This window comes from Pseudoduganella sp. GW821-FHT12E03 (assembly GCF_058807115.1).
This window is the reverse complement of the sequence record NZ_JBXAQJ010000008.1, coordinates 80,313-93,722: the sequence shown is the minus strand read 5'-3', so window position 1 is coordinate 93,722 and position 13,410 is coordinate 80,313. Positions and strand designations below refer to the sequence as shown.

The 13,410-nt window shown below is 58.9% G+C and carries 9 protein-coding genes and 1 tRNA gene; 5 read left to right on the top strand and 5 right to left on the bottom strand.

What is annotated here, in order from left to right:
* Positions 1 to 19: 19 nt before the first annotated feature.
* A complete protein-coding gene (locus tag AC1RRC_RS20590; protein ID WP_493057399.1) occupies positions 20 to 247 on the bottom strand; it encodes a hypothetical protein in 228 nt (75 codons plus the stop codon).
* 140 nt (positions 248 to 387) lie between these two features.
* Positions 388 to 462: transfer RNA gene (locus AC1RRC_RS20585), tRNA-Thr, on the bottom strand.
* A 1,703-nt stretch (positions 463 to 2,165) separates the two neighbouring features.
* Between AC1RRC_RS20585 and AC1RRC_RS20580 the strand changes: the two genes are divergently transcribed.
* From AC1RRC_RS20580 to AC1RRC_RS20560, 5 genes are all read left to right on the top strand, one after another.
* Complete coding sequence (locus tag AC1RRC_RS20580; RefSeq protein WP_493057398.1) at positions 2,166 to 3,383, top strand: type IV secretory system conjugative DNA transfer family protein; 1,218 nt, start codon at positions 2,166 to 2,168, stop codon at positions 3,381 to 3,383.
* Positions 3,384 to 3,389: 6 nt separating this feature from the next.
* Entirely contained in the window at positions 3,390 to 4,361 is a 972-nt protein-coding gene (locus AC1RRC_RS20575; protein ID WP_493057397.1) for a hypothetical protein, read from the top strand.
* A gap of 131 nt (positions 4,362 to 4,492) precedes the next feature.
* Positions 4,493 to 5,374, top strand: a complete 882-nt coding sequence (locus tag AC1RRC_RS20570) for a DUF2971 domain-containing protein (RefSeq protein ID WP_493057396.1) — start codon at positions 4,493 to 4,495, stop codon at positions 5,372 to 5,374.
* Positions 5,375 to 5,407: 33 nt separating this feature from the next.
* Positions 5,408 to 8,005 carry a HEAT repeat domain-containing protein gene (locus tag AC1RRC_RS20565; protein WP_493057395.1) on the top strand — a complete coding sequence of 866 codons (2,598 nt, stop codon included), beginning with the start codon at positions 5,408 to 5,410 and terminating at the stop codon, positions 8,003 to 8,005.
* The gene (locus AC1RRC_RS20560; RefSeq protein WP_493057394.1) at positions 7,998 to 8,510 is read left to right on the top strand and encodes a hypothetical protein; all 513 of its coding nucleotides are present in this window, start codon (positions 7,998 to 8,000) and stop codon (positions 8,508 to 8,510) included. Before AC1RRC_RS20565 ends, AC1RRC_RS20560 begins: the two co-directional genes overlap by 8 nt.
* A 258-nt stretch (positions 8,511 to 8,768) precedes the next feature.
* Here AC1RRC_RS20560 and AC1RRC_RS20555 read toward each other — a convergent pair whose 3' ends face one another.
* Genes AC1RRC_RS20555 through AC1RRC_RS20545 form a run of 3 tightly spaced genes read right to left on the bottom strand, consistent with a single transcriptional unit; the run spans position 8,769 to position 12,849 of the window.
* Entirely contained in the window at positions 8,769 to 10,025 is a 1,257-nt protein-coding gene (locus AC1RRC_RS20555; protein WP_493057393.1) for a helix-hairpin-helix domain-containing protein, read from the bottom strand.
* Complete coding sequence (locus tag AC1RRC_RS20550) at positions 10,022 to 11,305, bottom strand: ASH domain-containing protein (RefSeq protein ID WP_493057392.1); 1,284 nt, start codon at positions 11,303 to 11,305, stop codon at positions 10,022 to 10,024. The genes AC1RRC_RS20555 and AC1RRC_RS20550 overlap by 4 nt, the downstream gene beginning before the upstream one ends.
* Positions 11,306 to 11,343: 38 nt before the next feature.
* Positions 11,344 to 12,849 (bottom strand): ribonuclease T2 family protein, encoded by a 1,506-nt coding sequence (locus tag AC1RRC_RS20545; protein WP_493057391.1) that lies wholly within the window; start codon positions 12,847 to 12,849, stop codon positions 11,344 to 11,346.
* Positions 12,850 to 13,410: the final 561 nt, after the last annotated feature.

The following is a 13,410-nucleotide window of genomic DNA, read 5'->3' as shown; positions in this document are numbered from 1 at the left end:
CCAGGTAGCGGAAGAGGTATCAAAGGTTCCTATGCTCGGTCCTGAAGGTCCACACCTTCCAACCCCGCTTCGCCCGGCCGTCCAACAGGTACTGCTCGATCCGGAAGCGGGTGCACTCCGCCAGCATGGTTATGCCCGTCCGGGCGAGGAACCGGCCGTAGGTACGCCGGATCCCGTCGACGTAGAACGGCGATATGTTCCTGATGTGGGCACCATGGATCAGGCACTGCTCGAGCAGCTCTTCCATTTCTGACATACGAAAAAAGGTTAGTTCTATAAACCAACCTCGGACGGACGCCGCAAAACACCGATTTAAGAGCCATCCCTGCTAGGGAGTGGTCGTCGGTTCGCAAATCCGATTAGGATTTGGGACCGTTTTTTTTAACATGGAGCCGGTGACGAGAATCGAACTCGCGGCCTATTCCTTACCATGGAATCGCTCTACCACTGAGCCACACCGGCATGATTATTCCCTTTGCGTAGGCATTCCTCGCGGTTACGCGCAATCGCGGAAAACGGCTGGAACGCTATCGTTCGGGAGCGTGGAAACGGGATTTTTTTCCCGTCCGCTATAGGTAGGCCGGCATGCTAGGCGGGATCGGAACGATCCCCGCGCAGAGCACTCCCTTACCATGTACTCACAATGGGGGGCTTACGCGGAATAAGCGCTTCGAGTAGAGAAGAACGTCACCTGAAAACCAATAAAAACCGAGTTTCGCCGCGACCGTTCCCCGGTCGGCGAAGGCATTATCGGTATACGTCGCTCAAAGTAAACAAAAAATGGAGAAATCAAGCCAGAAAACACCTGCCATAGGCAGCGAAAAAAGGGCGGCAGTGCTCTGCCGCCCTCCTCCAACCCGTTGCGGGGCCTTACTTCTTCGGTAGCAACTTCTTCATTTCTCCAGTACACAAACTGACTAGATCGCAGAGGGTGAGCAGGTCAGAAAGCAAAGCTTTAGTGAGCCTAGCCCTGTCCTCTATCGACATCTCGCCATCGGGCACACGGGTAAATTTGTCCATATGCGTAAACATAAAGAAGTAAAACACCCCCCAGAGGGGGCAGCCAATTCTACCGTTAACCGCCGGGCTAATGGCGATGGAAAGCTTACGTCGGCCTCGCGCTATCACATACCCAGCCCCCGTCTTGAGACGAACGGGCTCCCTCGTTGCGATTGCCCAATGCCCCAGCCGCGCGTTGGGAGAAGATCGGTTCAATAACAAGGAGAACAGAATGAGCACTGACCGTCCTGACCGTGACCTGGCCGCGCGGGTCAACGAAGCCATGGAAATGGCAGAGCAATCCTCCCGGCATGCGGCAGCCCAGTTCCTCTTGATCCACGGATGCCCGATTCGGGTAATCGCGCGAATACTCAGCCCCGCTCCTGAACCCTGCCGTCCAAATTCATCCGGCAACTCGCCCCAAACAACCCCTAACGCCCATTAAATGCAGCGCTTTCGCTCCCACCGGCCTAGTTCGGAATCGCTGGAGAACCACGCATCCGCCTCAGAATCCGCGCCCCCCGGGGCAACCCCGTCGCGGCATGCGTCGCTCAATGCAAGCAAAGTTCAAAACAACCGCTCCTTCCAAATAAAAATACCAAAAGAAATTGAGGATACCGGCCGGGATAAGTCCGACGCCTGTCACGCACGCATGGGAGCGAGTCCGCAGCTTCACGCTTGTAAAGCGGTGAAGGTTGCCAGGAAATCCTGCGGCCTTGGCTAAGGCAAAGGCCCTCCGGAAATCGCGAAGCACTCCCATACGCGCAACCAAACGAGCACCGATGCAGCAAAAGTCCGCGATGCGGTATTTAAAGCGCTGCCTGCCAAGAAGCCCGCGATGGGCAGAGCCCTCTTTCTTGGCGCCCATTCGAGACGCAGACTATCCGATCTATCAATTACCCACGCAAACCATGAAGGCATGCAAGCGCGCGCCGAATTACTGAACCTACACTCCCCGCGCATGGCTTGCCATGGAGCGCCTGCTCCTGGCAGTCCTCCTCCGCGCCTTCGCCCTGGTCTCGCGCAGGAGGCATCCCCGCCTCCACAGGAGCAGCCGCAACCGCCACACCTACGTGGTTGGGGAGAGCTGAAGCGGGAAAACCGAATACATCAAGTCCGACATATGGAGCTGCCTCAGCGAGGACCGGGAGTGCGCGATCGTCTACGTGGATCCGCACAACGACGCGGCGGAACAGGTCGCCAAGTTCAAGCAGAACGCGCGCAGCGGGAGGCTTGCCTACGTAAAGCCCTCCCATAGCGACGAGGTTTTTCCCGGCCTGAACCCGTTCGACATCGAAGCCAAGGAGCGGCTTTCGGACAAGGAGGCCGAAGACTATGCAGACGAGTTCGTATCGGCATTCAGGGAGATTCTCGACGGGAGCCTTACGGACCAGATGGAGACCGTGCTCAGGCATACGATCCCCGTGCTGGTGAAAATGCCGGGCTCGTCCGTCTACGACCTGATCGACTTCCTCCGCCCTCGCCCAAGCACCCGGCACGGCGCCGACGACGAAGCGGCCGGCCAAGGCGAATACCGGGCACTTCGGTATATCGACTTCGCGCGCGCCAACATCGACAACAGGGTCACGCTGGATTTCCTCGCCACGCAGTTCGACGGGGACTCGGGCTACGTCACGACGCGAAACAGCCTTACCACCCGCCTGACCGGGGTCTTCGGGACCACCGTGATGCAGGGCCTGTTCAGGGGGCCCCGTACCGTGCGCCTGGAGGACCTCATCAGGGACCGCAAGCTGGTGGTGTTCAACCTCAGCGGGCTGAAGCAGGCCGGCGTCGTCGGGAAACTCGTCGTCATCACGCTGAAGATTTTCGCGCTCAACCAGGCCAGGATCCCCGAGCGTGCGAGGATTCCCTGCCGCGTGTTCATAGACGAGTGCCAGAAGTTCGTCACCGGAAGCATCCGCGACATCCTGGAAGAGGCACGAAAGTTCAAGGTGTTCCTTACCCTCGCGCAGCAGTCGGTCGGCGCGCGCATGGACCCGGCGCTCCTGGAGTGCGTGCTCTCCAATACCGCAACCAAGGTAGCCGGAATGAACAGCGGCCGATCAGCGGAGGTGATGGCCAGGGAAACGGGCGCGGAGGCGGCTACCGTCATGTCGCTGAGGCCGGGCCAGTTCATAGTCCGACAGCGCGCGATCGGCAAGGAAGCCGAAATCGTTCGGATTCCCCGCCACACGCTCGGAAACCGCGCGTCCATGGGCACGGCCGAATGGAGTATGCTGCTTGCCGGCCAGGAGCTCACGTACTACCGGCATCCCGACGGCCGTGCCCGTCCGGACACCGAGCGGCCCGCCGATCTCGCGCTCCCAGCCCCATCCTCCCGCGACTCGCTCCTCCAAGCCGACATCGATTACTTGCTCAACTAACGCAACATGCCAAGCAACCAGCTCACGCCCAAGCGCATAGAATTCCTAAGGCTCCTGACCCGCACGGGCTTCGCCTCCACGCGGCACCTTTCGGAATCGGGCCTCGTCGCAAACGCGACGCGATACAGCCAGTCAGCCTTCTTCAGGCCCATGCTCGACGCTTTGCTCATCGGCAGGATAACGGTCGTGTCTCCCTACGGGATCGGGAAGCGGGCCATGTACTACCTGACCAGGAAAGGCGCGGAACTGGTCGCCGAAGCGGACGGGACAGACCTTCGCGGCCTCAGGTACGTACCGCTCCGGGGCGGCGTTGCCAAGGCTGCCGACGGCGGGCCGGGCGAGGACCTCGCCCGTGCGGACTTCCCCCACAAGGAAGCATACGTGTCGGTCCTGCTCTCGCTCGAGAAGTACCTGGAGCGCACCGGCTACCAGGTCCAGAACTACCGGCACTACTACGACAGCAGGCTGGGGGTGCCTACGTACGAGCTCCGGGGCAGGAGGTACCGGCCCGACGGGATCGTACAGGTAGGATCGCCTAGGCCAGGGCACCACAGGTACTCGTTCGTCATCGAGCTCCACCGACACAGCGACCGGAAGAAGATCGCGTCGCAGTTGCTCCGGCACGTCGACGCGCTCCGTTCCGGCGCGTTTGCCCCGCACTTCGGATCGGGGAACCCATACTTCGTATTGTCGGTTTACGCGGCAGAGAACGTGGCCGCGATGCGGCACGTGATCGACACGCTGAAAGAGGACAAGGACGCGTGGCCATACTTCGAGCGCTATTTCCTTTTCGCGGAGCTGTCCGAACTAACCGAGGACTTTTACAGGGCATGCGGCTATTTCGGCGCCCAGAGGAAGCCTCTTCCCAAGCTCGAGCCATTCGGGCCAACAAACTTGTCCGCGCACGCGGATGCGCGCTGCCCCCGGCCTCCTAGCATTCAAGTCCTGCCGCCACACATGCTTTTTTCCACCGCGTAAGGTAATGTATCGCTGTCACGCCCCCAGACCGTCCAAGCGCCGGGACGCTGGCTGGCGTCATGCGCATTCTGACTTCCCGCCGTTAGGACGTTGGGCGGAGCGGAACCATAAACCGACCTGGAGCACTGCAGATGGAACAACCTGCCTCATTTTTCAAATTCGTCGCGGCCGACCGGGCCGACGTGCTTAAGGGGGGCATGATCAGGTTCACCCCTTCCGCAGACTTCAACGATCCTTTCGAGCTGCGCCCATGCGTCACGCACCTGACGCGATGCTGGATCGAGCACGCGATGAAGGGCGGCCCCGACTGCGCCGGGTTGGACGATGCCGACTACTCCTTTTCCAGCGAACGCCACGCCAATCTCGATGCCTACGAAGTTAAGCTGGCAAACAGGACTAGGGAAATCGGCGTCCTGTCTCTGAGCGCTTCCCACGAAACGAGCGTAAACCCTGCCGTTTTCGTGGTCAGCCCCCGGGATCCCAGAAACAACCTGCTCATGTGGGCCCACTACGGCGCCAACCATTCCGGATTCGTCATCGAGTTCCTGAAAGACTTCTTCGACGGCGCCCCCGAGGAGGTCAGCTACTCCGAAGATAGGCCAATTGCGACTTTCGAGGACATCGACGAAGGGAGCAACCACGCCCACCTTCACAAAAGCACAGAATGGAAGTATGAGAACGAGTGGAGGCTATTCAGGCCGCTTGAGGACGCAAGTCACGTGACAACCTCTGCTGAAGGATCGCCGATTCACCTCTTCAAATTCAGGAAGGGCTCAGTGAAATCCGTCACCTTCGGCTGCCGGGCCAGCGAGAAAACCAAAGAGGCGGTCCTCGACGTCCTTAAGTCCGACGAGGAATACCGGGAAACGAGCGTCTTTTTCGCCCATATGGACGAGCATTCGTTCGGCCTTACCTTCCATCAGGAAATTCGCAACGGCCGCAGCCTTTTGACCAATGCTCCCGAGTTTCAGGGCAGGAGCATAGCCATCCAGAAGCGGCCGGGAAACTATTGACGGCAGGCCTTCGCTTCGAAGGCCATCTAAAAAATGCGTCCATCCTTTGCCAAACTTCCACTGTCGGCAATTCTATTTTTCGGCGTCGGACCGATGCTCGCGACAGGCAACGCTCCGGCGGCCCAAGAGGAGGCGGAAGAAGGGAAAACTTTGGCATACTGGGCGGAACGGCTACGCCACGGAGGCTTTCTCGAGCAAAGAAATGCTGCGTTAAAGATCTCGGCGAAAAGCAGCGAGCTCACTGAAAAAGACATTACCGTAGTTCCCGCCCTTATCGCAGCTCTTGAGCAGCGCCGAGACTATACGCTGCAGACTCTTGCGGCATCAGCACTAATGCGGCTAGGCCCTCCAGCACAAGCTGCGGTTCCCTCGCTGATAAACGCCCTCAAGGCTCCAGACCAAGAGGACGACTCGATCCGCCAACAGGCCGCGTCCGCGCTATCGGCAATAGCGAAGGACGTTCCCGAGCCGCTGGTGGCCGCTTTCGAGACCGAGAAGAACGAGGCGGTACTGGTCGGGCTCCTTCGCGTCTTTCGCTACATGAAGTCGACCGACCCTCGCGTCTTCGCTCGCATCCGCAAAATCCTGATCGAGCGCGGGGAACAGCCAGACTCGCTGAAGGACGAAGCAATTATGACCCTCCGTTTTATTGGAGACTACAAGGGCAGCACTACTCAACCTTGGGTACTGGAGAACCTTCGCTCGGCTGAAAGCTGGGGACTGAAGAAAGCCCTGGTCGAAGTTCTCGGCTACTACCAGCTGTCGACAGACGACAAGCCCGCGAGCAACGAAGTTATCGCAGCCATCCTCGTCGCGGCGCGAGCCCCCCACCCAGATGTGGCCTGGAAGGCGTTCGAAGCCGTCGAAAGGTCGCACGTCGCCAGCCCAGCGGTCAGGCAAGTATTGATCGAACGGATTGGCAACCCATCCACGGACACGCTGGTTATCGCTACGGCCGTCAAGGCGGCAGCGGCGCTATTCCCGAAGGACGAGCAACTCGCGGCGGCAGTCGCGGGCTGGCTGGAACGTAGGGACCATATCGCGGATAACGAAATCAACGAAGCGCTCGTACGTTTCGGCCCGCTTTCCATCGGGCCGATCCTGGGAATTATCCGGCAGTCGAAAAGTTCCGACGCGCGAATTGCCGGCACCGCGATCCTCGCGCGAATTGGGACAGGCGATCCCGAGGTGGTGGCCGCGCTTAAGGCCCTGCTCCGCTCGCAGATCGCGGAGGAGCGAAGCGCGGCAGCGGATGCGCTCTCGGAGCTGGGCCTTCCCGGGCTTGAGGCTATCCCAGATTTGGCTCAGGCCGCGAATACGCATCCCGCCGAGGAACGGCGCAAATTTCTCGAAGCCCTGGCAAGCCTCGCAAGCTTCGCGCTGGCCCATCCTGACGACAGCCGGGACATCGTCCGGCGTTGGAGGCGGGAATTGGCGCGAGCGCTGGAAATCGCGAAGCTCGAGCCAAGTTCCGACGCGTTCCGCAGCGAAGTGATGGCGCCGCTGGAACGCCTTTCCTCGTCGGCGGAGCGCGACGCGCAATACCGTATGGCAATCGGCGCAGTAGCCGTGCTCGCGCCCATAATCGCGCTGCTGGCGTTCATAGCCGCGAGCTGGAGGCTTAGGCAGCATCTGCTTTTGCTCATGGGACGGCGATGGTATTTCGCGGTCAACTCATGCGATGCGGTCGTCCGTATCCTCACGACCCATAACCTGAGGCGGGTACTGGTCAGCAGGGACCAGGCCAGATCGGCAGTGAGCGACTTCAGCATCACCTACGACCACTGGCCGCCCGATGTCGGCGCCATGGCCCCAATCCAGCAGCAAATCGGCCTCGGCGAGCGGGTACGGCTCGAAGTCGACCTAGGCAGCTTCTCCCAGCCGTGGAGCCTGGCGATAGCGGGAGGATGGGCGGATGACCAGGGAAACGTAGCGGGGCAAATTTGCCTCGCCCCTCCGACAGCCCATGCCAGCCAGGGCGGCATAAGGCGCCTGGCATTTACTGCCCTGCATTGCGGCCAGGACGACGGCGAAAACGGGCAGCTGCCATTCTCCCAGGCGGAAGCGAAGGCGCTAGCCGAGGTATTCCGGAAGTGGGGCGCGGACGCAACAGCGTCGGACAGTCCCGCCACGGCCGAAGACTTCCTGCGGGCGCTCTCGTCGAACGACGTAATACATATAGCGTCGCACGCCACGTTCGAGCGGCTCCTATTTTCCGACCGCGCGGTTACCGCCGTGGACCTGGATTCGAACGTGCTCGCGGCCTGCCGGTGCAGGTTCCTGGTGCTTAGCGCCTGCGAAGTCGCCGACATCGAAAAGCCGTCCGCGCTCCTCTGGGCGTTCGTTCGCGCCGGCGTGAACGTGATCGCAGCCCAGCACAAGGTGCCCGACCACATTTGCAGGGCCTTCTTCGAGGAAATGTACGGCGCGCTGCTCCCAACGCGCCGGGCGCACGGGGTCGAGCTCGCCACGGCGATACGCCGCGCGGTCGAGGAGACGCGCAAGCGCTTTGATGCGCTGCATGATAGACTCGCCAGCCAGCAAGGCGGAATGGTGGATTCCGCAATAAACTCGTTTGTCCTGTTTGGCGATCCTACGCTGCATTTGGAAATGAGGGGAAAACATGGGTAGTCCCGATTCGCTTGGCTATGGCGATTCTTTAACGCTGTCGACAGCGGCGCACAAGCTCCTCAACGCGAAAAAGCTCAGCGACGCGTTGGGGAGCGCCGTTCCAACCATGCGCGGCGCCGCCGCCGCGAAGGAAACCCTCCTGACCGACGGCGATCGCGAACGACTGCGGGCAGCGATCGGAGTCGCCAAAGAGGAGTTCCTCGTCACGCTCGCAGCAATGAAGCGGGTGATATGGGCGGTACTCACTGGGATCATACTCGCCATAGGGCTTGCCATCGTCGGCGGCACGTTAATCCAAGTCTCGCCTTACGCCGGCATCGTTTCGATAGCCAGCATTGCGGCGCTCATCCCCTTGCTAAACAAGGCTTGGAGGCTCGCTCGCGACCAGTGCCTGTTGGAACTGATCCCGGCCAGGTACGCGTTGGCTGCCGAATTCTGCAGGACGACCGAGGACGCGCAAAAGCTGATCAGGCAATTCTTGAAAGAAACCTCTGCTACGAAGTAGGCAGGTGCCGGGGTCGCGAAGCCTTCTGGCAGTCCGAAGCGAGCATGGGCAAATCGCGCGTACGCAGTGCCCGAGCAGGAGTCTCGGTACATGGCCCGTGAACAAGTTTCGGCCTCCTCTGCCATTTGCGTAGGACGCAGGCATGGAATCCGAGCCACTCCCAAGCGCTTGCCGCCTCTGATCAGGACGCCATACAAAGACAGAGGAGTACTTTTCGCGCTCGGAGGTTTGCTCTGGGAGGTAGACGGAACAATGAGGCTACGGCGTTACAAGATGCCTAATTGCCCCAACTGTACCGGCTTTAATTCCTGGAATATTGAGCAGGTCTTCCACTCGTTGGATTGGGCCGCCCTCCGAGCGATACCTTAATATGGAATGTGCCCGCGCATGGCCTATCATCGGAAGCTTTGTAAGCTCTTCCACCGAGGCCGTATTGAGATCAATGAGCCGTGATTTAGATGCGCGATCGTAAGGCAACCAGTTTCCCTGGGTATCGGCCTCTAACACCACTGTGCCATCCCAGCCCGTTCCGTAGATTGCCTTCGTCAGCGTCATGGGCTGAAATACCTTCGCTCCGGTCGAGACCATGACATCCGAGCTAGGCCGAGATGCACTTACGTGCCGAATCAGGTCGTCCACGACCTTCTTCCGGGGATGCCCATACTTCCAGGCCGACCAAGGCAGTTGCCGTTCTTCGCTGCCCATGCCGATGATGGCGTACTTCGGTGAGGTTGCACGCAATAGGCCTACGGTGGTCCCATTGTGGGAGCCGTGATGGCTTACCTGGATGACGTCAACGTCCAGCATGCGCGAGTTTCGGTAATGCTCAAGCATCGCTCGGATTCCATGCTCCTCGATGTCTCCCGTGATCAGTAAGGACGATTTCCCGAAATCGATGCGAATAGCGACGGAATGATTGTTCGCGTTGCCGAACGCTTTGACATCCCAGTGAAAGACGTTCTCGACGCGGCCCCAGAGTGCAGTTATCACCGGGTCTACCGAGTCACAAGCGATCGGGTCTATGACTGCGTTGGTTAATCCCGAGCCAGCCGGGATGTCCTTCTGCCAGATGGCGGCGAGGCCGATGTCATCCTCGTTGCCCGGGGACTCCTCCATCGCCTCTACCTTTTGGTGAAGCGCTATCTGCCCCATGCGGCCGGAACCAGACTCCATCCCATTGGTCACGGCATTTAGCACCCGATATCTCCCAAGCACTGCCTTCACCCCGCGCGTGTGGTCGATATGCGGATGCGTGAGAACCAGGGAGTGCAGCGTTTTCCTGAGGTCCGGTCGGCCTGAGAAGAACTCGTCCAGGTACTCGATAAGCGCATCGGTGCTCTTGAACTGGGCATTCGATTCGCCCCCAGTGTCGATTAGCATGGCTGCGCAAGGGAACTCAATTAGCGCGGCGGCTCCTTGACCGACATCGATGGAATGGACGCGCATGGTTTGCGCCGACGCGGTGCACGACAAGACGAAGGCGATGAACGTAGCCATTAAGTGCTTCAGGCTCATTTGGGCTCTCCAGGGCTTCCATCGTTGGCAGGATGGGAGTCCGGCGGCAACCCAGTTCCCGTAAGGATCACCGTGCGAGGACTTCCTGGCGCATTGTCGGTTACCGTTAGCCCGCCCAGCTTCGAGCCAGTGGACTGCGGATTGAAGGTTACGTCCACTGTCAAGCTTTCGCCTGGCCTAACGATCTGCGGAGTTTTCTGATTGACTATGAATTCGCCTGATGGAACTACTCCCGTGACCTGCAGCTCCAAGGAGCTTGGATTTTCTATGACCACCTTTTTTGTCGAGCTCTTGTTGACTGCGACATCGCCGAAATCCAGGCGCAACGGTACGACCTTCACGTGAGACGGAGTTGGATTTATGACTGCACTTTTTTGCTCAGGTTTCAGCTTTTCGAGCAGGGCGCGAATTGACAGCAGTATCGTTTCCGAACTGAAGCCAGACGCGAACGCCAAGACAATTGTGCTTGATCGTTCTCCGGGGCTTATCACGTAGTAGACGGTCATTGCGATAAGCGGTGCCGAGGCCACCTGCATAATTTGGAAAACCATGGCCTCCCTGGCCTGGTCGAATGTAACGTATTCGGGGTCACCGGGAGACAGGCGGCGCTGGAACTCGGGCACCCTTCTAGTCATGCTGACGGACGCGCCCATCAAGGACAGCACTATCACGTACAGTGGAACGACCAGCCCGCCTTGAATATGGCTGATGGAGTGTTTGACTGGGGCATGAGTTGACGGAGTAGCTTCCACTGGCTGTCCGGTTGCACCATCAGCCTCGGTTGGCGAAAACGGTACGCCGCCAAGATTTACCACCCATTGATTTGTCTTCTTGCCGCATCGAAGCTCTTGCGGGACGAAGTGGTCCTGCGATTCGTCCGGAGACATACTACACCCCTTGAGAATTCCGATAGGGCTACCGGCCATTACTTCCGCAATGCCAGGGACATAGGGGAATACGACAAAAGGAATCACAGATGATGACAGCGCAAAGACAATGAACGCGTAGCAGTAAATGATGATCTTATTGAGTTTCTCCTCGTCCGCTTTTACCCCCTTGAAGACGAGAAAGAAGGTGAGAATTAGGACGAACGCCGCTGCAACAAAGAGCATTGTTACGGCGACGGCGAAGCTGTTTTGGCCGGTTGGTGTGCTTAGCCAGCCTAAGAGCAACGGCGCAATGACAACGGCGCCCACTATCACAATAATGACCGCGATCGCCCAGTAGATCGTGACTCTCCACTCGGTCAGGAAATTCACCAAGTCATCTTTGGAAAACATGAAACCCTCCCACAAATTGCTGGCTAAGGGGTGCTCGCCTACCGCAAGCAGGCCTGGACAATCGACTCTCCCCATTGCGGGAAGTCGATAAGCGGATTGCGCGTTCCAATGATTTCCTCAATTTCATCGTTGCGTCGTCTTTCCTCGGCAGTCACGGGATGCATCTTGTGCCAAGCGAGGTACTGCGAGACGTCTTGCTGATCTATGCGGATGGCAGGGTAGGCCAGGCGCATATACAGGAGCGAACGGGCGAGCGGGCCGCGTGACGCTTCCGTCGGTTCGACGATGGAGGTGCCGCCAATTCTCTGCAGTTCGAAGTCGCACGATGCGAGTTCTGGCTCCTTGCGTCCGGCGAAGAAACGCTTCTCACCTGGGATGTCTGCAACGAGACGCCAGTGCTGCCGAGCGGAGTTGACCTTCTCGATTGCCGGCCACAGGTTATGCAGGTCGCCTCCAGCTCGAGGGATACCCTTCATAAGAGCCTGCGGAACAACATGCTCGATGTTGACTGGCAGCTTGCTCACATTGGTTTCGTGCGCGCTGCCGTCGAATGGAGCGGAGCAGTAGATGGTGCTTCCACCCTGCGAATAGATTCCCCAGAGCGCCGAACGCGCTTCCTTGCTATAGCCGGAGAACTTGGTCTGCGGCTCAGGACAAGGAATGTCTGCCGGCGTCGCCAGTACCGGTTGCTCTGCTGGCTGCGGAGAGGGGACAGAATGGGCCACCGCATTGGCGCCGTCGGTCGGCAATGCTCCTGGCTGCTGAACGACCGGATGAACGTAGACCAATGCATTACGGTCGATGCCCGGCGCAGGGCACTTCTTGGGATTGAAATCTATGTCCGTACAGATGAACACTTCCTGGAGGCTGCGCATCGAATCCTTTGGCAGCTTCCGGGCCCTCACGCCAATGTGTTCAGAGTTCAGCAATCCAGGGTTGGCGGTGACGAGCGCGTCGACGATGTCCCGCACTCGTACTTCTGAATCCTGAAGTCCGGCCAGCGAAGGCATCTTGAACTTGTCAGCGAGCCTTTCGATCTCCTGGAAGTAGGTGCTCGGCGACTGCCAATGGCAGGTACCGTGCGCCTGCCATTCGTTTTGCATCAGGCCCGCGCCCGGAACCGTGCAGACATGCTCCTTGATTAGCTGTACGTCAAGAGCCTCTGCTTGCTTGCAGTCTCTTGGATTGTCGTCCTTCCCCACGCCGCCCTCTGCCTGTGGCCAAAGGCCGTGCACAACGAAGGCAAAGGAGTTCGAGGAGCATTGGAATTTCTCATCCCACGCCTGCACCTTGGGCTTCTTCCCGTTTTTTGGTTTCTTCTGTTGACTGAGAAACTCGCAATGATGGGGCGACCAGGAAAGTACGAATTGGTGGTCGAAAACGGAAAGCTTATTGGGGGAAGCCGTCTTCTTGGAAGGCTGGGGAATTTTCCCCAGTATGTTGCAGACTTCGGCGGACCAAGCCGGCGCTGTCACGACATAAAGGACGGAGAGAAGAATCAGTTGGCCAAGGACGCGGTAGCCGTTCAGCATGAACGCTCTCATGACATCTCCTGTGTCTTAAAGAGCCGCCCCAGAGATGGGGCGGCTAAGTTGCGATGCTTGTAAAGTAGGTGAACGAAGTTAGGTCCGGCCGAGCACTGCCGATCGGGCCACTCCGCGAACGGCGAAGCCACCTGTGTAGTGCACCACCAAGTACATCGGATATATTGAGGCCGACTGGTTATTCTTGCGTTGAAATTTGACCGTTCCAGCGCGGCCTGAAACCAGCTGATTTTTCGTGACTTTCATGGACCATCCCGCATTGTCTTGTTGTGATAGCGCCCTTTGCACGAGGGTCGCTTGGGTGCAGCGGTCTCTACAACATAACCCATTTGATGAGCTAAAAACTCACCCTTTGTCACATTTGCGAAATTGAAACAGATTTGGAGTTAACTTGATGGGGAAGCGTTGGCCTGAAGGCACCACCGTACAGGACCGAAACTCGCAAAGCGCCATTGCCAGCCTATACTCTCCTGCCTTGCGACGTGCCTCCAGCGCAGTTGCCCTTGCAGTTGCTCTAGAAATGCCGTGTGAGCGTAAGTGCCCTATCAATGCCGCAGCCGA

What these genes read in the sequence shown, in the direction of transcription:
- AC1RRC_RS20590 (WP_493057399.1), bottom strand. Translation starts at nt 247, where the DNA reads ATGGAAGAGCTGCTCGAGCAGTGCCTGATCCATGGTGCCCACATCAGG.
- AC1RRC_RS20575 (WP_493057397.1), top strand. Translation starts at nt 3,390, where the DNA reads ATGCCAAGCAACCAGCTCACGCCCAAGCGCATAGAATTCCTAAGGCTC.
- AC1RRC_RS20570 (WP_493057396.1), top strand. Translation starts at nt 4,493, where the DNA reads ATGGAACAACCTGCCTCATTTTTCAAATTCGTCGCGGCCGACCGGGCC.
- AC1RRC_RS20565 (WP_493057395.1), top strand. Translation starts at nt 5,408, where the DNA reads ATGCGTCCATCCTTTGCCAAACTTCCACTGTCGGCAATTCTATTTTTC.
- AC1RRC_RS20560 (WP_493057394.1), top strand. Translation starts at nt 7,998, where the DNA reads ATGGGTAGTCCCGATTCGCTTGGCTATGGCGATTCTTTAACGCTGTCG.
- AC1RRC_RS20555 (WP_493057393.1), bottom strand. Translation starts at nt 10,025, where the DNA reads ATGAGCCTGAAGCACTTAATGGCTACGTTCATCGCCTTCGTCTTGTCG.
- AC1RRC_RS20550 (WP_493057392.1), bottom strand. Translation starts at nt 11,305, where the DNA reads ATGTTTTCCAAAGATGACTTGGTGAATTTCCTGACCGAGTGGAGAGTC.
- AC1RRC_RS20545 (WP_493057391.1), bottom strand. Translation starts at nt 12,849, where the DNA reads ATGAGAGCGTTCATGCTGAACGGCTACCGCGTCCTTGGCCAACTGATT.